Origin of the sequence: Haloferax mediterranei ATCC 33500 (assembly GCF_000306765.2) — an archaeon.
GTDB classification, from domain to species: domain Archaea; phylum Halobacteriota; class Halobacteria; order Halobacteriales; family Haloferacaceae; genus Haloferax; species Haloferax mediterranei.
The window spans coordinates 1676988-1702162 of sequence record NC_017941.2; the positions used below are offsets into that span (position 1 = coordinate 1676988).

25 protein-coding genes and 1 tRNA gene are annotated in these 25175 nt (G+C 59.8%); 12 read left to right on the plus strand and 14 right to left on the minus strand.

Going from position 1 to position 25175, the window contains the following annotated elements; translation table 11 throughout:
* The first annotated feature begins 46 nt into the window (after positions 1-46).
* The 8 genes from HFX_RS20615 (at position 47) to HFX_RS08655 (ending at position 4472) form a co-directional block, all read left to right on the plus strand.
* On the plus strand, positions 47-181 hold the full coding sequence (locus tag HFX_RS20615; RefSeq protein ID WP_137685672.1) for a rubrerythrin-like domain-containing protein: 135 nt from the start codon (positions 47-49) through the stop codon (positions 179-181).
* Entirely contained in the window at positions 178-600 is a 423-nt protein-coding gene (locus tag HFX_RS08630; protein WP_004056612.1) for a hypothetical protein, read from the plus strand. Before HFX_RS20615 ends, HFX_RS08630 begins: the two co-directional genes overlap by 4 nt.
* A gap of 84 nt (positions 601-684) precedes the next feature.
* Positions 685-1056: a hypothetical protein gene (locus HFX_RS08635; protein WP_004056610.1), complete on the plus strand. Its 372-nt coding sequence runs from the start codon at positions 685-687 to the stop codon at positions 1054-1056.
* 101 nt (positions 1057-1157) lie between these two features.
* Positions 1158-1808, plus strand: coding sequence for a DUF6517 family protein (locus tag HFX_RS08640; RefSeq protein ID WP_004056608.1), 651 nt, complete (start codon positions 1158-1160; stop codon positions 1806-1808).
* A gap of 42 nt (positions 1809-1850) precedes the next feature.
* Positions 1851-2003, plus strand: a complete 153-nt coding sequence (locus tag HFX_RS20030) for a hypothetical protein (RefSeq protein ID WP_004056606.1) — start codon at positions 1851-1853, stop codon at positions 2001-2003.
* The gene (gene corA, locus HFX_RS08645) at positions 2000-2983 is read left to right on the plus strand and encodes a magnesium/cobalt transporter CorA (RefSeq protein ID WP_004056604.1); all 984 of its coding nucleotides are present in this window, start codon (positions 2000-2002) and stop codon (positions 2981-2983) included. The genes HFX_RS20030 and corA overlap by 4 nt, the downstream gene beginning before the upstream one ends.
* Before the next feature lie 223 nt (positions 2984-3206).
* Positions 3207-4202: a transcription initiation factor IIB gene (locus tag HFX_RS08650; RefSeq protein WP_004056601.1), complete on the plus strand. Its 996-nt coding sequence runs from the start codon at positions 3207-3209 to the stop codon at positions 4200-4202.
* Positions 4203-4292: 90 nt separating this feature from the next.
* On the plus strand, positions 4293-4472 hold the full coding sequence (locus tag HFX_RS08655; RefSeq protein ID WP_004056599.1) for a DUF7836 family putative zinc-binding protein: 180 nt from the start codon (positions 4293-4295) through the stop codon (positions 4470-4472).
* A gap of 43 nt (positions 4473-4515) precedes the next feature.
* Here the strand turns inward: HFX_RS08655 and HFX_RS08660 are convergent, their stop codons facing one another.
* Positions 4516-4923, minus strand: coding sequence for a translation initiation factor IF-2 subunit beta (locus tag HFX_RS08660; protein ID WP_004056596.1), 408 nt, complete (start codon positions 4921-4923; stop codon positions 4516-4518).
* Between the two features lie 251 nt (positions 4924-5174).
* Here HFX_RS08660 and HFX_RS08665 point away from each other — a divergent pair, with 251 nt between their 5' ends.
* Entirely contained in the window at positions 5175-5411 is a 237-nt protein-coding gene (locus tag HFX_RS08665) for a UPF0058 family protein (protein WP_004056595.1), read from the plus strand.
* Positions 5412-5629: 218 nt separating this feature from the next.
* Here the strand turns inward: HFX_RS08665 and HFX_RS08670 are convergent, their stop codons facing one another.
* The 3 genes from HFX_RS08670 to malQ form a co-directional block, all read right to left on the minus strand.
* Positions 5630-6040, minus strand: a complete 411-nt coding sequence (locus HFX_RS08670) for a DUF555 domain-containing protein (protein WP_004056594.1) — start codon at positions 6038-6040, stop codon at positions 5630-5632.
* An 87-nt stretch (positions 6041-6127) separates the two neighbouring features.
* Positions 6128-7042, minus strand: coding sequence for a DNA-3-methyladenine glycosylase family protein (locus HFX_RS08675; protein ID WP_004056591.1), 915 nt, complete (start codon positions 7040-7042; stop codon positions 6128-6130).
* 188 nt (positions 7043-7230) lie between these two features.
* Positions 7231-8721 carry a 4-alpha-glucanotransferase gene (gene malQ / locus HFX_RS08680; protein ID WP_049917401.1) on the minus strand — a complete coding sequence of 497 codons (1491 nt, stop codon included), beginning with the start codon at positions 8719-8721 and terminating at the stop codon, positions 7231-7233.
* A gap of 179 nt (positions 8722-8900) precedes the next feature.
* On the opposite strand from malQ, the gene thrS reads away from it, so the two are divergent.
* On the plus strand, positions 8901-10829 hold the full coding sequence (gene thrS, locus HFX_RS08685; RefSeq protein WP_004056587.1) for a threonine--tRNA ligase: 1929 nt from the start codon (positions 8901-8903) through the stop codon (positions 10827-10829).
* A gap of 17 nt (positions 10830-10846) precedes the next feature.
* Here the strand turns inward: thrS and HFX_RS08690 are convergent, their stop codons facing one another.
* From HFX_RS08690 to HFX_RS08710, 5 genes are all read right to left on the minus strand, one after another.
* Positions 10847-12280, minus strand: a complete 1434-nt coding sequence (locus HFX_RS08690; RefSeq protein ID WP_004056585.1) for an alpha/beta hydrolase family protein — start codon at positions 12278-12280, stop codon at positions 10847-10849.
* A gap of 220 nt (positions 12281-12500) precedes the next feature.
* Positions 12501-12926, minus strand: coding sequence for a DUF2267 domain-containing protein (locus HFX_RS08695; protein WP_004056584.1), 426 nt, complete (start codon positions 12924-12926; stop codon positions 12501-12503).
* A gap of 279 nt (positions 12927-13205) precedes the next feature.
* Positions 13206-13436: a hypothetical protein gene (locus HFX_RS08700; protein WP_004056582.1), complete on the minus strand. Its 231-nt coding sequence runs from the start codon at positions 13434-13436 to the stop codon at positions 13206-13208.
* A gap of 1038 nt (positions 13437-14474) precedes the next feature.
* Positions 14475-15044 (minus strand): GNAT family N-acetyltransferase, encoded by a 570-nt coding sequence (locus HFX_RS08705; RefSeq protein WP_004056576.1) that lies wholly within the window; start codon positions 15042-15044, stop codon positions 14475-14477.
* Positions 15045-15475: 431 nt separating this feature from the next.
* Positions 15476-15549, minus strand: a tRNA-Lys gene (locus HFX_RS08710).
* A gap of 132 nt (positions 15550-15681) precedes the next feature.
* Between HFX_RS08710 and HFX_RS08715 the strand changes: the two genes are divergently transcribed.
* On the plus strand, positions 15682-17139 hold the full coding sequence (locus tag HFX_RS08715) for a DHH family phosphoesterase (RefSeq protein ID WP_004056574.1): 1458 nt from the start codon (positions 15682-15684) through the stop codon (positions 17137-17139).
* Positions 17140-17143: 4 nt separating this feature from the next.
* On the opposite strand, the gene HFX_RS08720 is transcribed toward HFX_RS08715, so the two are convergent.
* From HFX_RS08720 to HFX_RS08740, 5 genes are all read right to left on the minus strand, one after another.
* Positions 17144-17437 carry a PRC-barrel domain-containing protein gene (locus HFX_RS08720; protein WP_004056572.1) on the minus strand — a complete coding sequence of 98 codons (294 nt, stop codon included), beginning with the start codon at positions 17435-17437 and terminating at the stop codon, positions 17144-17146.
* A 204-nt stretch (positions 17438-17641) separates the two neighbouring features.
* Positions 17642-19843, minus strand: coding sequence for an LUD domain-containing protein (locus HFX_RS08725; RefSeq protein WP_004056570.1), 2202 nt, complete (start codon positions 19841-19843; stop codon positions 17642-17644).
* The gene (locus HFX_RS08730; RefSeq protein WP_004056568.1) at positions 19836-20339 is read right to left on the minus strand and encodes a LutC/YkgG family protein; all 504 of its coding nucleotides are present in this window, start codon (positions 20337-20339) and stop codon (positions 19836-19838) included. The genes HFX_RS08725 and HFX_RS08730 overlap by 8 nt, the downstream gene beginning before the upstream one ends.
* A gap of 80 nt (positions 20340-20419) precedes the next feature.
* Positions 20420-22264, minus strand: a complete 1845-nt coding sequence (locus HFX_RS08735; RefSeq protein WP_004056566.1) for an Nramp family divalent metal transporter — start codon at positions 22262-22264, stop codon at positions 20420-20422.
* A 123-nt stretch (positions 22265-22387) separates the two neighbouring features.
* Positions 22388-23026 (minus strand): helix-turn-helix domain-containing protein, encoded by a 639-nt coding sequence (locus HFX_RS08740; protein ID WP_004056563.1) that lies wholly within the window; start codon positions 23024-23026, stop codon positions 22388-22390.
* Positions 23027-23398: 372 nt separating this feature from the next.
* Between HFX_RS08740 and HFX_RS08745 the strand changes: the two genes are divergently transcribed.
* Complete coding sequence (locus HFX_RS08745) at positions 23399-25111, plus strand: L-lactate permease (protein WP_014732363.1); 1713 nt, start codon at positions 23399-23401, stop codon at positions 25109-25111.
* Positions 25112-25175: the final 64 nt, after the last annotated feature.

Sequence of the window (25175 nt, forward strand, 5' to 3'; positions counted from 1 at the left end):
CGTACCGTGGTAAGTTTTAACACACCGTGTTGCGTACGAATGGTCGATGGAACGGGCATCGTACGTCTGTCGTGAGTGTCAAACGACCGTGAGCGCCGCATCGTACCGTGCAACCTGCCCACAGTGCAGCGGCGAACTTCGACCCGCGTCGGTGACTGGTCACCGGCAGGCCGGAGATTGAACGGGACACACGGGTCGTCCGACCCGAGCGTCATTCGCTCGATTGCAGTGACGACAGACGACCTCGTGACCGCCCTCGAAGCGAACCGGCGAGGAAGTCAACCCGTCGTCCTCCGCGTAACACCGCCCTTCTATGGGCGGATGCGAGCGCGTATCCACCTCACCGGCGGTGAGTCCTCAGACTACGGTGACCCGTCACCACTCCACCTCGACCCGCACGTGTTCGTGGCGGACAGCGCTCCGTCCTATCCGGAAGTCGATGAGACCCGACCAGACCCTTACGAGATTGACGAACACCACGAGCGCCACACTGAAGCCGTACAGGAGTGGCGTACGTCGATTCGGGAGCATCTCCGCGACTCGGTCGACATTCCGACCGAGGATGGTCCGCACGAAGTCGAGGTGAAGTATCTCGGATGAGTCGCGAGCGTAACGCAGGTAATTCTCGCCTGAGACAATCGCTGGGAGCGAACCATTTTTTCAGCGTCGCATACACCTAGCGACATGAGCACCGACGAGTACCGTCGCGGCAGGGCGGTCGAACGCGAGCGCCAAGGGAAACAGCGACCGGTTCGCGGCCGGTACCGAGGCGTATTGCCTATTATTTACGCTATTGGACTCGTCATATTCACCGTCGTCTCGCTTTACATCGGCCCGGAACCGGCGTTCGCCGTCTATCTCGTCACCCACGTGTTCTACGCGGGTCTCGTCCGCGCCGATATCAACTCGCTCCGCGGACAGGGTATCGAATGGGGGCTTTCGCGCCATCTCTGGTTCGGCGCGGCGTTCGCCCTGCCGTTCGTCGCCCCCGCGTACTACCTCTACAGTAGACGCGTCATCCGCCGCGAAAACGAGTCGCGGGAACTGGTTGCGTAATCAGCGACCGTAACAGGGCCAGCAACCGACCAACAACTGACAATGGGCTGTCTCCTGTGTAGCCACCGAACTTATACCCGGTGAGCGGAAACTCCGGAACAATGACTTCCAGACGTACGGTTGCGACCCTCGCTCTCGCAGCGCTCATTGTCATGAGTGGCTGTATCGGGTTCTTGACGGGCGAAGAGTCGCTCACGTTTGAATCCGAACCGGCCGCGACCGATTCGACAGTCGCATCGAATACCGGGTATTCGACGAACGGGACGCAGACGTTCCAGGTGAATCGCACGCTGAGCGTCGCCGGTGCAGAGCGTCAGGTCGCCGCCAGTAACCACATGACGACGTACGAGAAGTCCATCGACCTCGGCTTCTTCGGCGAGGCCAAACTCGGCATGTTTAGCGTCATCTCTACGCCTGCCGTGGAAGTCGCTGGCAAGGCACGGAACCCAATCGGCGACTACTCTAACGACCAACTGGTCGGACTCGTCGACAGCCAGTATCAGGGACTCAAGGATGTCGAACAGGTGAGTTCCCGGGATGTACAGATGCTCGGTGAGCAGGCCAACGTAACCAAGTACAGCGCCACCGCGAAATTCGGTGGGCAAGACGTCGATGTGTACGTCCACGTGACTAAGGTCCGCCACAATGAGGACTTCATCGTGGCAATCGGCATGTATCCACAGCAACTCGACGGCGAGGAGAAGAATATCCTCGAACTGATTCGCGCTGTCGAACACCCGTCCGAAGCATAAACTCAGACAAGCCTTTTTCTCGTTGACGCGGGTCGGTACACTATGACTCGCGTGCGGACCGCAGGTATCGGCGTTACAGTACTCGGCGTGGTCGGCTACGGTGTGGGAACGTTCTTCGCGTATCCAGGTCGCGCATTCTCTGTGACAGCCATGATGGTCGGAATCACACTGTGGGCTATCGGAGGAGACGCATGATTTCGGCACTCGTCTACGATGACGGTGGGGTGACGAACTACGATGAGACGGAGCTAAACGCAGCGCGCAACGCTGAGGGAACGACGTGGGTTCGAGCGACTATAGCGGACGATTTCGAGCGCGTCGCGGAGACGTTCGGAATCCACCCACTAACCGTCGAAGACGTGCGGAACGACTCCCGTCCCAAGACCGAAGAATACGACGAGTACACGTTCGTCATCGTCCGAGTGGCGATACTTCGGAAAGGAGAGCAGATATTCGAAGAGGAGGTTCAGACGAACCCCGTCGGGCTCTGTTTCGGTGATGATTGGCTCGTCACCCTCACACGTCAGGAGTTAACGCCCATTGACAGAGTGTGGGAGGCCATCGAACAAGAGAAACGTCGGATGCTCCGATTTGGACCGGACTTCGTGGCCTACCGCGTCGTCGACCGGACCGTCGACGAGTACTTCGACCTATTGGATGAAGTTGGAGAAGAAATCGAACTCATCGAGGATAGTCTCTTAGAGGGAGCAAACCCAGAAGTTCTCGAAGGGTTGAATGCAGTCAGACGTGACCTACTCTCGTTTCGAAAAACGGTGTGGCCCACACGTGAAGCCGCAGGCGTACTCGCCCGTGGCGACCCGGAGTACGTCCGCGAGGAGACAGAGAAATACTACCGGGACGTATACGACCACCTCGTCGAAGTAGTCGACCTCACGGAGACGTACCGCGAACTCGCACGCGGAGCCCGAGATATCTACCTAAATACGCTTTCGCAGTCCACAAACGAGGTGATGAAGACGCTCACCGTCGTCGCAACTATCATCCTCCCGCTCACGCTCGTGGTCGGAATCTACGGGATGAATTTCGACCCCACCGCGTCAGCGTTCAATATGCCCGAACTCGGCTGGGAATACGGCTACGTGGCCACGATGCTCGGAATGGCTCTCGTCTCGACGATCTTACTCGTCTATTTTCAGATAGAGAACTGGCTCTAACTGGACGAAAGAGATTTACTACCCGAATTTTTGTGTAGGACGGCCTGTTTTCGCCCTCGTCAAACCGGAAAAGCAACGACATCGTGCGGTTTGTCCACATGGTATCGGCGAAACATTTATATGAGTTTCGAACTTACTGTTGGTAAGGCCAGTCCAAGCCGGATTATTCTTTCGTCTTCTAAGGGCCTTCCGGCCGAGACGTATCAGCGCCTACCACCCCACAATGAGCGATATTACCACCCGAACCTACAGTACCGACGCAAAGGCCCGGGACGTAACCTCCCGCGAGTCCGAGCAAGACGAGCGACAGGAAGAAGAGGAACAGGTATGCCCTGAGTGTGGCGGCAATCTCGTCCAAGACGACGAACACGGCGAAACCGTCTGTCAAGAGTGTGGTCTTGTCGTCGAGGACACTGTCGTCGACCGCGGTCCCGAGTGGCGCGCATTCGACGCCTCCGAGCGAGACAGCAAGTCTCGCGTCGGTGCGCCGACCACGAAGATGATGCACGACAAGGGGCTTTCGACCAACATCGGCTGGCAGAACAAAGACGCCTACGGCAAGTCCCTCTCGCCGCGCCAGCGCGAGCAGATGCAGCGTCTCCGTACTTGGAACGAGCGCTTCCGCACTCGCGACTCCAAGGAACGGAACCTCAAGCAGGCACTCGGCGAAATCGACCGCATGGCCTCGGCCCTCGGTCTCCCGGAGAACGTCCGCGAGACCGCATCGGTCATCTACCGCCGTGCCCTCAACGACGACCTGCTCCCCGGCCGTTCCATCGAGGGCGTTGCCACCGCGGCGCTGTACGGTGCCGCCCGCATGGCGGACACCCCTCGCTCGCTCGACGAACTGGAGAAAGTCTCCCGCGTCGATAAGATGGAACTCACCCGGACGTACCGCTATATCGTCCGCGAGCTGAAGCTCGAAATCAAGCCCGCGGACCCCGAACAGTACGTCCCGCGGTTCGCCAGCGAGCTCGACCTCTCCGACGAGGCGGAGCGGCAGGCACGACAGCTCCTCCGCGACGCGAAAGAGACGGGTATCCACTCCGGTAAGTCGCCGGTCGGTCTCGCCGCCGCCGCGGTCTACGCGGCCGCCTTGCTCACCAACGAGAAGGTGACCCAGAGTGAGGTCTCGAAAGTCGCCGACATCTCCGAAGTGACTATCCGAAACCGCTACAAGGAGCTTCTCGAAGTACAGGACGGAAGCCTGCTCGGATAAGTGGGTTGGGTGGGCTCGGTGGCCCGTGCTTTTTCTTAATTATGCGAAACCGTGACAAGATTTATCCGCACTCCCAGAGCATATCCGGGTATGGTTGAAGCGTTCGTCCGACTCTTGTGCCCCGAATGTGGAAAGGACTGGGAGACGAATCCGACCGAACTCCCCGCTCACCGTGACAACTTCTCGTGTCAGGGATGCGGAGTGACGCGGCGTACTGCTGAATTCATGCGAACGGAGCGTGACCTCCAGACGCTCAAACAGTTCGAGTAAAACCAGAGTGTACGTGGGACAGTAAGGAAAACAAGTCGAATTTTCAGATATCAGGAATGGCAGAGAGCGCACCGCACGCGTCACACTTCAACACGTCGGCACCCTGTTCGGTGACTATACGCGTGTCAGGCGAACCGCACTCACTGCACAGAACGAACGACTCGACATAGTCTTCGAGTGCCTCGGCGATTCGGCGCTGCCTAAACTCGCCGGTAAACCGTGCTCGCCCCTTGTCGTCAATCTGCGCGCTCGTCCCCAGTTCTGACTGGAAGAACTTCACGACGTGGTCTGCATCGCGTGCGAGTCGGTCGTACGTCTCCGCGAAGTTCTCGTAGACCGTGACGTTGCCCTCCTGCCGGACCGTCGGGTCGGGGACGGTAAAACGGTCGCCACTTTCTGCGACATCCGGCGTCTCCGAAAGCGCCCGGTCCAATTGCTCGTCGTAGTCCATACTCGAATGTACACACAGCACCGCCTAAAATATTCACGACCACCTGACGGTGCGCGCGCTACATAGCTATATAAATGACTCATGATATTCTCCCGTGATTCTCCACCGATGACCGCAAACACAAAACTAATTGAAAGAGTTCAAACAGTAAATTTCCCGTGAGACACCCATAATCGGCGGTTTAAGCAGGACGGGTGCTAACGTGACTCAAGATAATACTATATCCCTCCGGTCTCAAGCCGTGTTTGCTCATGAAGAAGCAGGAACTCATCCACCTGCACGGCCTGCTCGCAGAAGTGCACACCCAGATTGAGGCGTGGGAAGACGAGAAATTCAGTCTTGCCGAGTATAACGAACTCGGCGTACGACCGACATCTATCCACAAATCTAAGACGGACCACAAAGCAGCCGTGTTTAAATTGGCAAAAGGAATCACCGGAGCGATGCGCGAAGCCGAACCAGAACCAATCGCTCCACAAGCCGACTGAATCGAGACAAGAAACGCGTTCTCCTCCACGAAGTAACAAACAGAGAGCGACTGCGTCGTCGTCTTCGACGCGCTGCCGCTCGCGAGCAACGGCTGTGTGGTTTCGGAAGATGCAGGTGGGCGAGTTTCAGAAGCTAGCCAGTCCGAGTGTTTAGGGAAGTAGCAAGCCCGAGTGTTTAGATGGGAAGTCTGTTACGCCGCCACAAAACGTGTGACCGTTCAGCGGTCTTCGACCAGGTCGTCGAAATCGGGAATGAGGTCTTCATCGGTACCGTCGCCGTCCGTCTCTTTCGGTTCGTCGTCGAGCCGCTCGACAGAGAGTACCTTTAGTGGAATGTTTTCGAGACGCTCCCCAATCTCCTTGCGAGCGATTCGAGATGCGTGTTCTTCCTGTTCGACGTTGAACACAGTCATTTCGAGTTCGAGCGCGACGAGGGCTTCGTCCGCGACGATAAACACAGGAAGCGAGTCGTCACTCGGGGCAGTGCGGGAACCCATGTTTATTTCGACGTATTTCAGGTCGGGGTTGAGCATCTCACCCGTTTTGGAGATGGCGATACGAATCGCCTCGTCTTCGGTTTCCACGTCGTACACCGGGACCGCGGCCTCGACGACGACTCTGCAGTCCATGGTCAGTGTGAAATTGTACCGCGAAGGGTATCAACCTTCTTACCACACCGGTTTTGCAGGCTCTCCTACCCCGCCAAACGGAACGTACTATTCGCCGCCGGACCGGAGATAATGGAACACGTAGGTCTGTGTGTACCCGGCGTATTCGCCGCCGAGTCGGTCCCGAATGGCACGTGAGGTCTCAGTGTAGTTGCCCCGGTCGCAGTCCGGATAGTGGTCTTCGATTGCGGAGCGAATCCACGTGTCGAGCGGGACGGCTTCGAGATAGTCGAGCGAGAACAAGAGTATGCAATCGGCTACCTTGTCGCCGACACCGACGAAGTTCGTCAGGTAGTCGCGGGCGTCCTCGTAGTCGCGTCCGAGTGCTTCCGAGGGCGTCGCTTCGCCCGTCGCAACCATCTCGGCCGTCCGCTGGACGTAGGGGGCGCGATAGCCGAGGCTGAGGTCACGCAGTTCGGCCTCTGTGGTCTCGGCGAGACGTTCTGGTGTCGGGTAGGCGTAGTACGTCTCACCGTCGAACTCGACGGCCTCGCCGTAGGTCTCGCGGAGACGCGACTGCATCCCGAAGATTCGCGAGACGCGCATCTGCGCCGAGCAAATGAACGAGATGAGACAGCCGAACGGCGGGTCGCGGACGAGACGCATGCCGGGGTAGGCGTCGTAGGCCCGGCGAACCAGCGGTTCGTCCGGCATCGCGTCGACGATTGCGTCGAGGTCGTCGTCGAGACGAAGGAGGTGCCGCAGCAGCGGGACGGCGTCGAGGTTCGACTTCCATTCCAGTGTCCCGTCCATCTGCCGGACGCGGACAACCGCTGATTCGTCCGAGACGCCGTCGAGGGGCGGCACAATCGTCTGGTACCACGCGTCCCCGCCGTGGGCCGCGTCACGTTCGTACATCTTTCCGTCGGGGCGGTCCCAGAGGTACGTCTGACCGCTCTCTAAGGTCGACTGGAGGTCGAACGCGCCGTCGAGGGTCGCGAGGTCAATGACACCCGTCTCCATCGCTTCGACGTTGGGCGCGAGGGATTTGCGGGTTTCGATGATGGCAGGTGCAACGTGCGGGTTTCGGTGGCGACCGATACGACGTGCGGATTTCGATGCGGTGGGCGAGACGTGCGGATTTCGATGCGGTGGGCGAGACGTGCGAATCGAATAGCAACAGACGCGCGGAGAAAAAAACGAATCTCGATTCAGTTACGGATGTGGAGGTCCGTCAACTCGGCGAGACGGGCCGAAACGTCGTCGTCGAGGCCTTCACGGGTGACGCGCCATTCCCAGTTTCCGTTCTGCGTGCCGGGCGTGTTAAACCGGGCGCGGGAGTCGAGTCCGAGGAGGTCCTGTACCGTGGTGAACGCGAGCACCGACGCCGAGTTCCAGACGGCGTCGATGATAGACCAGTGAATCTCGGAGCCGTCGGCACCGATGTTGTAGTGGAGACAGTCGCGGGTGTGGTCGTCCAGCGACTGGTAGTAGCCGACGAAGGTATCGGTGTCGTGTGTCGAAGTGTAGGCGACGGAGTTCTCCGGGTAGTGCATCGGCTGGTACATATCACCCTCGCGGCACCAGTCGGCGTACTGCGGGACGCGCATACCGGGGAACGCAAAGCGGTCGCGCAGGTCGACGAGCGAGGCGTCGAGGAAGCCGAGGTCTTCGACGATGAAGGGGAGTTCGCCCAGTTCGCGTTCGACCGTCTCGAAGAAGTCGTGGCCGGGCGCGTCGCGCCACTCGCCGTCTTCGGGGTTGTCCGACGAGGCGTCGATGGCCCAGTACTCGTCGAAGCCTTTGAAGTGGTCGATGCGGGTCACGTCGACGAGGTCGAACAGGCGACGAAGTCGGTCAAGCCACCAACTGTAGTCGTCCTCCTGAAGTGTGTCCCAGTCGTACAGCGGGTTGCCCCAGCGCTGGCCGGAGTCGTTCGGGTTCGGCGGGACGCCCGCAACGACGGCCGGTTCGTGCGACTCGGTGAGGTCGAAGGCTTCCGGGGCGGCCCACACGTCGGCGCTGTCGAGGGCGACGTATATCGGGAGGTCGCCGACGAGGGTGACGCTCTTCTCGTCTGCGTATGCCGCGAGGTCGCGCCACTGTTCGTCGAAGCAGAACTGGACGAACTCACGGTAGCGAATCTCGTCTTCGTGCTCGTCTCGGGCGCGAGCGAGTGCATCGGGGTCTCGCGTCTTCAATTCCGTCGGCCAGTCTATCCACGCGCCCTCGAACTCGTCTTTCAGGGAGGCAAACAGCGCGTAGTCTTCGAGCCAGTGCGCCTCCCGCTCGCGAAAGGCTTCGAATGCGTCGCGGTCGTCCTCGGAGGCGTCTTCCTCGAATCGGTCGAAAGCCGTCCGAAGGCGCGAGCGCTTGTAGTTGCCCACGCGTTCGTACTCGACGGCGTGGTCATCGAAGTCGGGGACCGGTTCGAGGTCGTCGGCGGTCAGCCACCCGCGGGCTTCGAGGTCCGTGAGGTCGACGAGAAGCGGGTTGCCGGCAAACGAAGAAGCCGACTGATAGGGGGAATTCGCATGTACGGGAGAGGTCGGACCGAGCGGGCAGAACTGCCACATCGACTGCTCCGCGTGGGCGAGGAAGTCGACGAACGCGTGGGCACCGTCGCCGAGGTCGCCGATGCCGTGCGGCCCGGGCACTGACGTGACGTGCATGAAGACGCCACTCTGTCGAGAAAATCGCATACTCACGGATTCGGTGGCCAACCCCATTGGAACTTTGGGTCAGATACCGATTCGAACCGGGCGAGTGGTAAACGACTGCGGCTTATACACGCTAACAATCGGCATGAAACTACCACAAACGGGTGTCTTTCGCGCTCGTCTCAACAACACTTATTCTCCCCCGTCGGTTTCGTGCGCGTATGAGTGATATCGCTGTCATCCTCCCCGACGGAACGGAGCTTTCCGTCGAGGAGGGTGCGACGGTGCGAGATGCCGCGTTCGAAATCGGCCCCGGTCTCGGCAAGGACACCGTTGCCGGCGTCGTCGATGGCGAACTCGTGGACAAGGAGACGCCTCTCCACGACGGCGCGAATCTCGTCATCGTCACCGACCAGTCCGACGAATATCTCGACGTGCTTCGCCACTCGGCGGCCCACGTCTTCGCACAGGCCCTCCAGCGCCTCTACCCCGAGGCCAAACTGACCATCGGTCCGTGGACGGACGACGGCTTCTACTACGACGTGACGGACGTCGACCTCGAAAAGGAGGACCTCGAAGCCATCGAAGACGAGATGCGGAATATTATCGAGGAAGACCTCGACATCGAGCGCACCCTCATCGACCGCGAGGAAGCCCTCGAAAAGTACGCCGACAATCCCTACAAGCGCGACATCCTCGAAACCGAGGCCGCCGGTGACGACGAGCTTTCGTTCTACCAGCAAGGCGAGTTCGAAGACCTCTGTAAGGGTCCGCACGTGGATTCGACGGGCGATATCGGCGCGGTCAAACTCCTGAACATCTCCGCCGCCTACTGGCGCGGCGACGAGGAAAACGACACGCTGACGCGCGTCTACGGGACGGCCTTCGAGTCCGAATCCGAACTCGAAGAGTTCCTCGAAATGCGCGAAGAAGCCGCCGAGCGTGACCACCGCAAACTCGGACAGGAACTCGACCTGTTCTCGATTCCGAGCGTCACTGGTCCCGGTCTGCCGCTGTACCACCCCAACGGGAAGAAGGTCCTGCAGGCGCTGGAGACGTACGGTCGCGACCTCAACGAGTCCTACGAGTACGACTACGTCGAGACGCCGCACCTGTTCCGCACGGAACTGTGGAAACAGTCGGGCCACTACGACAACTATCAAGACGACATGTTCCTCCTCGACGTGAACGACGAGGAGTACGGCCTGAAGCCGATGAACTGCCCCGGCCACGCGACCATCTTCAAGCAGGGAAGCTGGAGTTACCGCGACCTGCCGGTTCGCTACGCCGAAAACGGGAAGGTCTACCGGAAGGAACAGCGCGGCGAACTCTCCGGTCTCTCGCGTGTCTGGGCCTTCACCATCGACGACGGCCACCTGTTCGTCCGCCCTGACCAGATCGAACAGGAAGTCGAGGACATCATGGACATCATCCTCGAGGTGCTCCAGACGTTCGACCTCGACTACGAGGTCGCACTCGCCACGCGCCCCGAGAAGTCCGTCGGGTCCGACGAAATCTGGGAGCAAGCCGAGTCGCAACTCAAATCCGTCCTCGAAGACAGCGAGATGGACTACTTCGTCGAAGAGGGTGACGGTGCCTTCTACGGACCGAAAATCGACTTCTCGTTCGAGGACGCCCTCGGCCGGAAGTGGGACGGCCCGACGGTCCAACTCGACTTCAACATGCCCGAGCGCTTCGAACTCTCCTACACGGGCGAGGACAACGAGGAACACCGTCCGGTCATGATTCACCGCGCGCTCTACGGTTCGTTCGAGCGCTTCTTCATGGTGCTCATCGAGCACTACAACGGCAAGTTCCCGACGTGGCTCGCCCCCGAGCAGGTCCGTATCCTGCCCATCTCGGACGACCAAATCGACTACGCCGAATCCATCAAGGAGGACCTCGGCGACTTCCGCGTCACCATCGAGGACCGCTCGTGGACGCTCGGCCGGAAGATTCGCGAGGCGCAGACGGACCGCGTCCCGTACATGATTATCGTCGGCGGCAACGAGGAAGAAGCCGGCACCATCTCCGTCCGCGACCGCAAGGAACGCGAGACGCAGGACGTGAGCGTCGAGGAGTTCCGCGACCACCTCGTCGGCGAAGTCGACGACCAGCGCGTCGAACCCGGCTTCCTCGACGAAGAATAACTCGCCCGCTGTTTTCGTCAGACTGAGACCGTCTTTCGCTCGTCTCGCACCGCCGCGTCGAGTTCCCGTCTGACCGTCGTTTGGAACTCGGACCCACGAATCAGGTTCGAGAGCACGCCGAAGTGGCCGCAGTTCCACTCGCGGCGGTTCGCTTCGGGCACGCTCCATTCATCGAGGAGTACGCGCGCTGTCCGCGTCGGGGCGATTTCGTCTCTCGTCCCGATAAACGAGAAGACACGGTCGGCGTCGAACGAGGGTTGTTTCGGCGGGTTCAGAAGCGGTGCGAACTCGTGAAGCACATCGCCGGTCCACCCTGCGGCGTCGAGCGCGCTGTCGATATCGAGGAGTTCAGTGAGCCTTCCGACGAGAAGCGTCTGGTCGATAGCGCCCGGCATCCCGACAGGGAACAGTAAGTCGGGTCGCATCGATTCGGGCCAGTCGCCGCAGCGACCGCCAACGTGGAGCGCGGTAATTCCGCCGAGACTGACACCGCCGACGCCGACGGTCGGTGCTCCCTCTGTTCGCGCCCAGTCGACGAGCACGGCAGTCTCCAGCGCCGCGGCCGAGTAGAGAGTGAAAAAACCGACCGGCGCACGGGCGATATAGGGTTCACCGCTGTATCGACCGAGCAGTTCGCGTCGGCCGTGCCACGGCGCGTCGGGGAGAATGACACGGTATCCCTCGGGTGCGAGCGTCCGCGCGAGGTACTCCTCTTCGGGCCAATAGACGAGTTGGTCGTTGAACATTCCCAACCCGGAGTGGAAGACGAGCGTCGGAAGGTCGTCGTCCACGTCGGCGGGTTCGTACACCCGTGCCGTGGCACGGTCGCTGAGGTGGGGTGACGGAGAGTTGAATCGAAGCAGATACTCGACTGTTCCCGGTCCGCGGACGGTTGCGGAGCGTTCGACGCGGGGGAACTCCTCTGTCGCTCTGGCCTCGGTGAACCCGTAGAGTCGCTCCGGTTCGGCGATTTCGTGGTGCCATCGAGTCCGAGCGTCGTCGGGATTCGGCATCTCGAACTGTACCGATGGAACGAGGTGTTCTTTCGCGAGGAATCCAAAGATGTCCGTCGGTTTCGCCCGCTTCTGCGATATCTTTCGGCGTTCGCGCTCGATAGCGACCCGCTCGTCCGGCAGCGACTCGTAGCCGTCCCAGAAGACGCTCTCCCAGCGCGCCATCGTCTCGTCGTACTCCTCGCGGAGTTGGGCGTACGCTGCGAGGGCACGCTCGATTCGGTCGTGGAGGTGGGGCGCGGGTGGTGCGCCAACTTCGTGGAGGTACGCTCTCGGTCCCTTCCCGAGTGCGGCGTCGGCGGCGGCCCGTGCGCGGACGACGGCGAACTCGCGGGGGAGCGAACGGATTTTAAACGCCTCGAACGGCCGGGTGGTAAGTAGCCGCCCGACGGGGGAGACCATGAGTCGGTGCACTGCCGGGGTTTCGAGGTGGTCCATACCGTGTGGTACGTGTGACATGATTATGACCCTAGGCCCGAAGTGGGTCGAACCAGAGCGTCAGCGATATCGATGCGTTAAATCAAATATTGCTATATTAAATAGTAGATTCGGAACAAACAGAGGTCGAAGTAGCTGTGGGCTTAGTGGGCCAGAGAAAGTCGAGTGGGAAGATGGAACGTAACTCCGGGGCTTCCGGAGGTAGCGTCCGATAGTCGGGTTACTCGTTGTGTTCGCTCCATCCACCGCTATCGACCACCTCGAAGAGTTTGCGCCAGTTCTCGTCGGATTCACTCTCCGGCAGTTGGTCGCGCAGTTGCTGGAAGTCCGACGGGGGAACGAGCGTGCGCACGAGGTCTATGATAACTCGCGCGTGGTAGGCGGCCGCTGCCGGGTCCGTCTGTTCTATCTCGCTGACGCGAGAGACGAATTCCGTCCAGTCGAAGTGCTGGCTGTGTTCGTGGACGGCACCGGTCATGTACCACTTAATCTCCATCGGAAGCGACGCCGCGAGGTCTTCGGCGGACTCCGCCGGGATTCGCTGCCCGAGTGTCATCAATGTCGCTCGAATCGCACGGACCGTCTCGCCGGTCCCCGGAAGTTCGAGTCTGTGCTGTACTTCTCCTGTGAATTCATCGAAGTTCATGGTCCGACACCAATAATTCGTCCACCACGAACCTAAATCACTAGACCATTTTCCTCGTGAGAGGACTCGAGCAGTTCGAATCCGAGACTTTCCCATCTTGAATGTAATCTCGCACGCGATGAATCCGGTCGAAGCGTTCCTCGAAGATACGAAGGCGGCCACCGACAGTGAGTTCAGACAGGACGACAGCGCTCGGGTCCAACTCGTTGATGTACTTCGGAAGGAGGAAAGCGATACCCCCAGCGCGAGGAAACCTCGTCGTTCACGACGAGGAGGATGTCATGGTCCGACCAGAAACTTTGCACCGAGCACGAGGACACCAAAGAGTCCGAAAAGCACCGCACCCGCGACGACATCCGAACCGAACAACACTCCGAAGTCGGGAGTGAGAGCGGCGATGAACCGGTCTATGTCGAAATGGTCCTCGACGCCGATAGTTAGTCCGAAGACCCCCGCAACGAGAAGCGTGATGAAAAGGAGAATGACCCCGGTCCGGTCGCTTTGATTCATACCACAACCACTGGCTGCTTGTGTTATATACTCACGCTATGGTGTCATCGCAATCAAGTGCGATTTGCCGAGCGAGGTAGAATGACACTCCAACAACAATTATACGAGGAAGTACCGTAGGAGACGTATGGTTAGTCAAGCGTATCAATTGGGGCTTCTGCTTGTGGTTTTTGGCGGATTTCTCGCAACTAATAGCTCCGGGAAGCCTGCAGTCCTTGGGATTACTGCAATGCTCTTTGGTCTGCTCATTGGTGTCCTCGGCATTGTACACGAAGGATTACCCAACCGAAATCGGACGACCGATTCACCGGAGATTGCACCTGACAAATAGATTCCAACAGAGTCGCGTCATCTTAATTCGTCACACGTTGAGCCGATTTTACATCCTCAGACAGCACACTCAGACGTGCGCGTCAATGTGTTGATACTCGTCAGACTACTTCGACTATTGGCTAATCGCAAGACAGCGTTGAGTCGCGTTAGTCTCGTGTTGAACTAAGAGTGGTATTTCGGGGGTCCCAGAAGGTTCTAGTCGCTCTATTACGTATATCCAGACGCATCAGACACTCGCTGGAGACTATGGTTCCATCGAAAGTAAGGTAGTGGGCCGGACGCGATTCGAACCCAGACTCGCTCCGCTCGCTGGAGAGTGTGACCAATACCTGTGAAGCGACACAGCGGGCTCACACGGTAAGCAGATGTCCCTCAAGCGTTAGTCCTATGCCGTCCGAAAAGACTCGATAACGTGGACTCGCTTGAACGATGTCTCCATAGACGCCGTGAGAAGCGGATGGACGTGAGTCCGGACATACTGAACAAGCACTACGACCAGCGAACCAAGGAAGAAGAAATAGAGGCGCGACGGGACTACTTCGACGGTCTATAGAGGTGTCAGAATCGGTCAGATGGAAATAGGTTCCAGAAGCACTTGAGGAGTTACTTCTGTTGAAACATTTGTCCAATGATAGTTTGTTTAGGTCGTGCTGAATACAGGACCCATATCTTGTACAGGAGGCCAGAAGCTACTTCGTTACCTCGTCAAGTTTCCAGTACCTCGCTGGTGCCTTCCCATTCCTCAGCAAGTAGGCCATAGCGTTCGACATCGACGTATTCTCCGTTGGCGAATTGTGCTTGACGAGCAGTCCCTTCATGGACGAACCCGAGACGTTCACAAAGAGACGTAGAATCCTCGTTTGGGGCCATCGTGGTAGCAGAGATACGGTGCAATCTGAGATCTTGGAATCCGTATTCAAACAGGTGTGCGCTAGCTTCGAGGGCGTATCCTTCTCCCCACGCCTTCGGATGGAACCAGACGCCGAAGTTCGCGTATCCATCCGTGTGGATAATGGGGTAGAGTTGTACTGACCCAATTGGCTCTCCCGAGAAGTCGCCGTCGTTCGGAATGACGAGTAGAGAAACGTTGTCTCCGTCGTGTTCTCTTGGCCAAAGCTCGTCTCGGTAACGATCTTCGGTGTACGGGGTACTGAACAAACTGATGTATTGGCGGACTTTCGGATGGTTCACTCCCTCTCTGAGGAACTCGATGTCGTCTTCTTCAGGGGGCTTGAGTTCGAGACGGTCGCACTCGATGAATGTTGGTCTTGACATGATGTATCTATGGCTGCAGGTTAACTAACGGCTATTCGGAAGAACTCGAAGCTGACGGCCCTCGATTGGATTAGGAGGCGACAGTCAACTCAGAAGCAGGAAGAAACGGTCATCTTTCAGCTCTATTATCAATTATTTGAACGAGTTGATAAAAGCGTTATGGTCAATCCTATCTGAACTGACCCATCTGCAAGATACACCCTCTATATTCAGCACGCGTTTTCTATCAGATTTCGAGGAATTCGTACCACATAGAGCGGGAGAACGTATTATTGACCGATGAAAACCGCGCAACGGCGTCACTGTCCGCTATCCAACGTGACGAACTCACCTCTGAACGACACCTCAGAGCAGGCTCTATGTAGCGAAAAACGGAATTACCACGCGATTCGCGCCCGATTTGATTGGACGGGAATCGCGCGGCCTACAAGTGGGCCGGACGCGATTTGAACACGCGACCGTCTGATTAAGAGTCAGACGCTCTGCCTAACTGAGCTACCGGCCCTTGCAATCTCTCGTAACTCCCGGTAGGTAAAATGACTTTCCTTTTTGTACGACGACGGCAGGGACGCACACACCGCGAGAAGAGAACAAACGGTGGGTGTTAAGTGTCGCCCGGCCGGAGTTGCGGGCAACGATGAGTGCAGGCGTCAGTGTGTCCTCGATGTCCACGTACGCGATACTCGGCTGCGGCAGCGTCGGGCACGCAGTGGCTGAGGAACTGACGGACGAGGGAAAAGATGTCCTCATTCTCGATAAGGACGAGAGTCGCGTCGAAGCCCTGCGCGACCAGGACTTGAACGCGCAAGCGACGGACATCGCCGACTCGGAACTCGCCGATGCCGTCGCAGGGCGGGATGTGATTCTCATTCTCTCGTCGGACGTGGAGGCCAACAAGGCCGCCGTGTCGACCATCCGTGGCCGTGACGACGACCAATTCATCGTCGTCCGCGCGTCCGACCCCGTCTCCGAGGACGAACTGACGGAACTCGGTGCCGACGTGGTCATCAATCCCTCCGAAGTTATCGCCGACTCTGCGCTCCGAAGTGTCGAATCCGGTGAGTTGGAGTACAAGGCGCGACAGCTCGCGGACCTCCTTCGAGAGACCGACCACGGACTGGCCATCCTCACACACGACAATCCCGACCCCGATTCGCTCGCGTCTGCGGTCGCACTGCAGGCCATCGCCCGCGAATACGACGTTGACGCCGACATTCTCTACTCCGGTGACATGGGTCACCAGGAGAATCGGGCGTTCGTGAACATCCTCGGTATCGAACTCACGCCGCGGTCCGATGCGAAACCGCTCGAAGAGTACAGCTCCGTGGCCCTTGTCGACCACATGAAATCAGGGATGCCCGACCTCGGGGAGGTCGACATCACGGTGTTCATCGACCACTTCGAACCGGACGAGGGCATCGATGCCCGCTTTACCGACGTTCGCCCGAACGTCTCGTCGACATCGACGATTCTCACGAAGTACATCCAGGAGTTCGACCTCAGCCCCTCGCAGGAGGTCGCAACCGCGCTCCTGTACGGTATCCGCGCCGAGACGCTCGATTTCAAGCGAGACACGACCCCGGCCGACCTGACCGCGGCGGCGTACCTCTACCCCTTTGCCGACCACGACACGCTGGAGAAAGTCGAGTCGCCGTCGATGTCACCCGAGACGCTGGATGTGCTCGCTGAGGCCATCCAGAACCGGGATGTACAGGGTTCGCACCTCGTCTCGAATGCCGGGTTCATCCGCGACCGAGACGCCCTCACACAGGCGGCACAGCATCTCCTGAACTTGGAGGGTATCACCACCACGGCCGTCTTCGGCATCGCCGACGACACTATCTACCTCGCCGCGCGGTCGAAAGATATCCGGATGAACATTGGGAAGATTCTGAGTGACGCCTTCACCGGTATCGGCGAGGCTGGCGGCCACTCCACACAGGGGTCGGTCGAGATTCCGCTCGGTATCTTCACCGGTATCGAGTCGAGCGACGACAACCGCGATACGCTCTTACAACTCACCGAAGAAGCAGTAACGCGCAAGCTCTTCCGTGCAATGGGTGTGGAGGGCGGCGAGAGCGGAAACGGGAGTTAGAACGTCACGCGATAAGCGATTCTTCGTCTTCTTCGGGATTCTTCAGACGCTCGATAACGTCGTTGATGAGGATAACATCGCCGACAGCACGGACCCACCGATACGGGATGAGTACGCCCTTTCCGGGTTCGATTTGATTGCGAAACAGTTCGTCGTTCAGGGCTGTCAGCGCGAGTCCGGTGACCGTCTCGTGGTCTAAGTCGAGGCGGACATCTTCGACCTCGCCGACGAACACACCGTTGTTCGAGTAGACCTCACGGCCTACGAGCGTCGTAATCTCTTCGGGCGTCCCGTCCATATCCGCCAACATGGGATGCCGGGTCTTAATTGTTCGTAGCCCGCGGCTTGCGGCGCAGACACACGGCAGACGAGCGTCCGACATCGGCGAAAAAACACCGGAAAATCCGGATTCGAGTATCGAAAAATCTGCCGGGAGTTTCCACATCGGCCGATAGATATTTCGGTGAGAATCGGTGGAAATTACCACCGACACGCGCCGGTGTTACCGCTGCGGCGCGACGAGTTGAATCGGGTGCTGCGACGGTCGGCGAAGCAGCGAGTCGAGTTGTTCGAGACACGAGGTCCCGCTTGCGACCACGGTTCGGTGTTTCGTCTCGTCGGTCTGGAACTGACCCTGTAGCTCCGACCCGACGTCGACGCTCAGTTCGTAGTATTCGGACTTGTACCCGAACGACCCGGCCATTCCGCAGCACTCCACGTCAGAGGTGACTACGTCGTAGCCGAGACGCGAGAGAACGGCTTCGGTGTGGCCTTCGAGTCCGAGCGTCCGTTGCTGACAGTGGCTGTGGTAGGCGACTTCCTCGCTGTCGGTCGTCGCGAGCGCGTCGGCATCTACACCGTTTTCGAGCAGGCCGAAGACGTACTCCATAACCTCGTAACTGGCCTCGGAGATGCGCTGGAACGATTTTTCGGGGAGGAACTTCTCGTACTCGGTTTGGAACATTGCGAGGTCGGACGGCTCGATGACGACGATATCTCTGCCGTCGTCGATGTGTTCCGCAAGCCCGGCGTACACGTCGTGAGCGTGGTCTTCGGCGGTCGCAATCATCCCTTGCGAAAGCGGGGCGCGGCCCGACGACCGAACGTCGGGAACGACCACGTCGACGCCGAGCGCTTCGAGAGCGCGAACAGCGGCTTTCCCGCGTTCGACCTGTACGTGGTTCGTGTACACGTCCGGGTAGAGAACGGCAGTTCGCGTCGGGTTCTCGACGTGCGAATTTCGGGCGTCGAACCAGTCTTTCAGCGTCTCGCGCTGGAAGGCGGGGAGTTCGCGCCGGGCGTCGATACCGAGGAACCGCTCCATAAGGTCACGAGAGACCGACAGTTGCGAGGCCCAATTCGAGAGCGGAGCGAAGAAGCTCCCGACCTTCGCGGCCGTCTCGAAGTTGCCGAAGAAGCGCTTTTGGAGGCTGACGCCGCCGGGTTCTTCGTCCGGGGTGAGTCCCTCGACGAGCCAATCGACTTCCGAGGCCTCGCCGCGGTTTACGCGGTCGCGGACGACCGTGTTTATCCACGGGATGTCGATTTCGACCGGGCAGGCCGTAGTACACCGACTACACCCGGTACAGAGGTCGTTGAACTCGGCGGCCGTGTCGAGTCCTTCGACGCCCGCTTCCCACCCGGTTCCGATGCCGCCGGAGTAGGTCTCGCCGCCGAAGGCGTGGCCGCCGACGTGCTGGAAATTGGCGCAGACGTTCGAACACGCCGAACACCGGATGCAGTAGAGCGTCTCACGCAACTGGTCGTCGTCGCGCATGTCCATCCGGCCGTTGTCGATAAGGACGAGATGGAACTCGCGGTCGGTCTCGGTTTCGGTGAGCGGCGTGTCCGGGTCGTCGAAGTCGACGGTCGGCGATTCGACCGGTGGCGTGAGAAGCGAGATGTAGGACGTGATGTCCTGTCCCGTCCCGGACTTCCCGATAAGTTCGACGAAGGGTTGGAGGTCTTCGACGGTTGGAATAATCTTCTCGACACCGGCGACCGCGACGTGGGTGTCCGGCACGACGGCGGTCTTTCGGGCGTTCCCTTCGGATGTGACGAGCGCCATCGTACCCGTGTCGGCGGTGATGAAGTTCGCGCCGGTCATCCCCACGTCGGCGTCCTCGATGAGTTCACCGAGTTGCTCGCGGGCGAACATGGTGAGTTCTTCGGCCGTCTCCAGCGGTTCGTCCGGCTCGAACGTCTCGTTGAACAGGTCGGCGATGGCCTCCCGCGACTTGTGGATGGCGGGGGCGACGATATGTGACGGCGAGTCGTCGGCAACTTGTAGGACCCACTCGCCGAGGTCGGTCTCGACCACGTCGATGTCCGCGGCTTCGAGTTCGTGGTTGACCTCGATTTCTTCGGAGGTCATCGACTTCGACTTGACGACGCGTTCGGCGTCCTTGTCCTCACAGACCTCTCGAATGTAGCGGTTCGCATCCGCGTCGTCGTCGGCGATGTAGAGCGTCCCGCCGTTCGCTTCGACGGTTTCGCGGAGTTGGTCGAGCAGTTCGGGAAGTCGCTCGATGGCGTCTTCCTTGATGGCCCGCGCCTCGGATTTTAGCCCCTCGTAATCGTCGAGCGTCTGGACGGACTCGTACCGTCCCTCGTTGAATCCGCGGGTGCTCGTGCCCACCGCATCACCCTCGGTTTCCATCAACTGTCGAATCTTCGCCGCCTTCGCCTCGCGTGCCTTACTCATCGAGAATCACCACGTGAACGTCTTTGGGACCGTGCGCACCCTTCACCAGTGCGCCCATGTCGGCGGTGGCGCTCGGGCCGGTGGCGATAATCGCCGAGGAGTGTCCCGTGCGGAACTCCTCGCCCAACCACTCGAACGCCTCGGGCATGCCGGGGACGATATCCGATTCCTTGAGAACTGCGACGTGTCGGTCCGCGAACAGACTGACAGGTTCAACGCCGTCAGGTGTGCCCTGCACGACGACGCTTCCGTAGTCCGCAATTCCGATGCCCGCTGCCGTGATGCCGGCGTTCGCCGCTCGGAGGTCTGCGGGAGTCGGGTCGGTGTTCACCCACGACGGAAGTTCGACACCGTCGTACGGAAGTTCGACCCCCACAGTTGGTTCGTCACAAACCTCGTTGAGAACGTCGGCCAGCCCATCGACAGACGTGTGTGTCCAGCCTACTTCGAGTCGTTCGAGAGAGTCCTCGAACGTTGCAACCGTGCCGGTTGACATACGTTCGAATTGCTTGTTCTACATAATCGTTCTTAGGGTTCGAACAGCCAGAGATAGTTAATTATGAAGAATTTGGCGTATCAGGAGAACCACCCAGATGCCTCGTCAGCATCCGGGACCGTACCAGCGGCCGCGCGCTTTCCTGCGGCGGACTTGCTCACCGTGTAGGCCTGTGCGGTGAGGTACATCGCCCAGAGGGCGTACCCGCCAGCACCGCTCCCGAGAATCGACGGGGCCGTCTCGAATGCTGCAAGCCCGAAGTTCGTCAGCGACGTCCCGATGAGAAGGACGCTAAAGTAGCCGTAGAATCCCGTCGCCCACCACATTCCGAGAACGCGACCCCATCCGGGTTGGAGATGTTCGGGCAGTCGCGTCGTGTTCATCACGAGAACGAGCGCGGTGTAGGGCCACATCATCACACCCGACATCGCGGCCCCGACGACGAGAAAGAAAAACGGCTCTTGCCCCTCGAACGGTGAGGTGAAAAGCAGGATGATGATGACACCCCAAGCGCAGAACGCGGTGAGGAGTCGCCAGAAGAGCTTCGGAAGGTCCCAGCCAGCCTCGCGCCCGTAGGATTCGTAGAGCGCGTCGGCGCTGTTCCGAACGAACGACTCGACGATGGCGTACTCGGTGGTAAAGAGCGCGACGAAGAGAACAGCGAACACGAGGAACGAACCGAGAGGGCCGAGAAGCGGGACGACATCGCCGAGCCACATCTGAATGGCGTTCGTCGTTGTCCCCGGCGAGTACTGGATGGCGACGCTCATGAGCGCCGGGGCGACGACGAGCAAGCCGAGGACGAACGTCAGGAGATGTTCGAGTTGGACGACCCGCCACCACCCGCGCCACCGACGGAGGTTCGTCACCGTCGGCCGGAACGTAAAGCCGTCGCGTTCGATTGGTTCCGGGTCGTCACCGCGAAGCGGATTCTTCACTCGGCCCTGGTAGTTGCCCATGCCGTATCCCTTCTCGCGCATCCAGAGACTCTGCGAGAGGTTGAGATAGCCGCCCGCGCCCGCGAAGGCGAGACCACCGAGGAATACGGCGATATCGATGCCTTCCGGGAGCGTCCCGACCGACCCCGTGGCGGCGGGAATATCGGCGAACTCGACCCACGACCCGCTCACAGCGACGAGCATCAGGGCCGCGCCGATGGCGACGAACAGCAGGCCGATTTGGAACACTTCGACGACGTTGTACATGACCGACGAAATCTGGTACGAAAGCCAGATGGCGGCCATCAACCCCGCGGCGATGAGCTTCCAGGTAGCGATAGAGAACCCGAAGATAGCAACAGAACCATCCAATCCGAAGGCTGTTGCAGCGACCTGTGCTGCACCGGCGGCCCACCCCGGCCACCCGAGACTGATGAGGCCGCCGATGAGGAACGCCCACGGCCAGTACGTTCCCACGCGCGCGAACGCGCGGAAGATGCTTTCTCCCGTAGCGAGCGTCCAGCGCTGAAGTTCGGTGTTGATGAGAAACTGCGTGAAGATGCCGACGATGAACGCCCAGAAAACGGTCCACCCGAACTGCGCCGTCAAGACGGGCCAAAACAGCGTCTCGCCGCTGCCGAGCGAGGCACCGAGCATGATGGCCGACGGACCGACGACGTGGCCGACACGGGGAACGCGCGGAAGGTCGGTGATACGGAACGACCCGCCGGTTCCCGTTTCAGGGTACTCCTCCGAGTCGGGTGACTCGTCGAGGTCCTCGTATCGAAGCGGGAGGTACCACGTCCCGCGGTACTGTTTTCCTTCGACCTCCGAGGCGTAGACCTCGTCACCACCGGTTACGCCGCCTTTCGGTGTCTGAGTCGAATCCGAAGCACTCGGGTCGGCAGGAGAGTCCGACGCTCCAGCGTCGGGCGAGTCCTCCGGGGACTGTCCCTCCGCGTCAGAATCGGGCTGACGGCCGCTCATCGGGCGACACGCTCCGCGATGGCTCTGTCAACCGGGAAGTCGAGTGACATCGGTGCGTCGGCCGAGACTGTGGCCCGATGCCGTATAAATTCGTAGGGTGGGGGCAGTGTTACGACGCCTGTCTTATCCACCGAGGAAGTGCCAGATGTGTCCGCGTTCTTCCGGCGGGTCGACCCCCGGCAGTTGTTTCAGCGCGGGTTGGATTGCGTTCCACCAGCCCTCGGCCGACTCGAATCCGGCCGGATAGTCGTAGTACACGTCGCGGAGGAAATCCGCCTTCTTCGCCTCCGGGTGGTCGGTCAGGTACTCGTAGGCGGCAGAAAGTGCTTCCCGCCGGGCGTCGAGCATCGGGCCGCTTCCCGGCAAATCCGCCCGTTCGATGGCGTTCGAGACTGCTGGCGGGTGGTCGAGGTTGTCGTCCGATTCGTCGGCGACAGGATTGCCACCGGTAGTGGTGTCTAAACGAGATTCACCCGCCGGCGTGGCGGGACGTTCGTCTGAAACCCCAGTCAACGGAATCCACCAGACGCGGCTTCGGGCACCGACTTTCCGGGTTGCGAGGTCACCGCGTTCTTCGAGTTCGTTCAGCTTGTTGTGTGCCGTTCGGCGCGAGCAGTCGAGTTCCTCCATTACGTCCGTCGCCGTGAGCGGTCGTGCGGCGTCGTCCCGAGCCTCGAATACCTCCAACACCGCGTCGAGAGGGATGCGACCCACGTACTGTCCGTGCTCGTTTCGAGGGCGCGCGCGAGACTCATCCTCCATGAATTATCCTTTGCATACGAGGGCATAAGCCTTTACACACCAATGAAATCCCAATCAATACGTGTGAATTGGCCGGTTCACACGTGTACAGTGGTTAAGTTCAACGACTCGTTTGCGAAATTATCCGAATTCGTGAATAGCCACGATAAACAGTGTCACGCCCAAATTCGTGTGTTTAACGCGCTATTTGGGTCGATTCACACGAGTGAAGTGGAGTTCGAGGTCAGAGGGAGAACGAAGTAAAGAACTGTCATGAATAGCGACGAACGATAGATATATATCACAATCAATCTGTATCAGATTCCACGATGCACCGCATCAGGCACGAAGCTGGAATGGCACAGGCTGGAACGAACTGTGGAGGTGTACAGCATGGTTAGTGCAACCAATGTACTTATCGCGCTGTTGCCACTTTTGACCATCGCGTATCTCATGGTCGGTCGGTACTGGCCCGCGACGCGGGCGATGCCGGTCGCGTGGGGCGTAGCAATAGTAGCAGGATTCTTCGGTTGGGGCATGACACCGACGTGGATTGCCGCCGCGACGATTAACGGATTCATCACCGCGTCGAACATCCTCTACATCGTCTTCGGGGCAATCTTGCTCCTGTACACGCTCAAGCAGACGGGCGCGTTCGACTCCATCAACGACGGATTCGCGTCCATCAGCGAGGACCGCCGTGTGCAGGTCGTCCTGCTTGTGTTCCTCATGGGCTCGTTCATCGAGGCTGCTGCCGGGTTTGGCACGCCGGCAGCAATCGTCGGTCCGCTCCTCGTCGGCCTTGGCTTCCCGCCGCTGGCCGCCGTCGTGGTCGCCCTCACAGGTAACCTCATGGCGATTACGTTCGGGGCGGTGGGCACGCCGCTCATCATCGGCATGATCGACATCTTCGACGACGTACCGGTCATCACGACCGCACTGGACGCACAGGGCATGGGCGTCGAACAGTGGGTCAGCGAAATCGCCGTCTTCGCCGCGATGAATCACGTCGCTGTCGGCATTCTGCTTCCCTTCATCGGCGTCGCCATGATGACGCGCTTCTTCGGCGAGGAGAAGTCCATCAAGCCGGCACTCGAAGTGCTACCCCTCACGCTCTTCGCGTGGGCGTCATTCTCCGTCCCGTACTTCCTGACGGCGTACTTCCTCGGTCCGGTCTTCCCCGGACTCGTGGGCGCGATGGTCGGACTGCTCTTGACCGTCTCCGCGCTCAAGGCCGGCTTCTTCCACCCCGACGAGGAGTGGGACTTCGCACCGCAGTCGTCGTGGCCCGACCACTGGGTCGGTGACATCCAACCCGGCGAAACGAGCGACCGCGACGGTGCGGTCGCCGCCGACGGTGGCGTTGTCCAGCAGATGCCGCTCTGGAAGGCATGGACGCCGTACGTCCTCGTCGCGGGACTCCTCGTCCTGACCCGTGTCTTCACCCCGTTGACGGGGTTCCTGAAATCGAACCTCGTCATCCAGTCGGGGGACCTGTTGGGTACGGGTCTGAGCGGTAGTTTCGCACTCCTCTACCTGCCCGGCGCGGTGTTCCTCGTGGTCCACGCCATCACCATCGGTCTCCACAGCATGGACGGCAAGCAGGTCAAAGCGACGTGGGCAGAAACCATCGAGAAGGTCACCCCGGCCGTCGTCGCGCTGTTGTTTGCGGTTGCGACGGTGCAAATCATGCTCCAGTCGGGCGCGGCAACGGGCAGCGACAGCATGCTTATCGTCCTCTCCGAGGGTATGGCCGGCATCGCTGGCGGCATCTACCCGTTCTTCGCCGCCTTCGTAGGCGCGTTCGGCGCGTTCCTCGCAGGGTCGAACACTGTCTCTGACATCCTCTTCGGGACCTTCCAGTACGGTGTCGCAGACCAGATCGGAACGTCGAAGACCGTCATGCTGGGCGCGCAGGCGGTCGGCGGTGCAATCGGGAACCTCATCGCCGTCCACAACGTCGTCGCCGCGCTCGCGGTCGTCGGCCTCGTCGGCGAAGAGGGTCGGGTCATCCGCCTCGAACTCATCCCGCTTCTGTACTACGGGACCGCTACCGGAATTCTCACGCTGCTGTTCAGCTACGTGCTGTTCCCCGGCGTGTTCTAATCGGTGGCTGCTTGCAGGTCGAACCGCTCACGAACGGGAAGGAAAAACACCCGTTCCCGGGTGC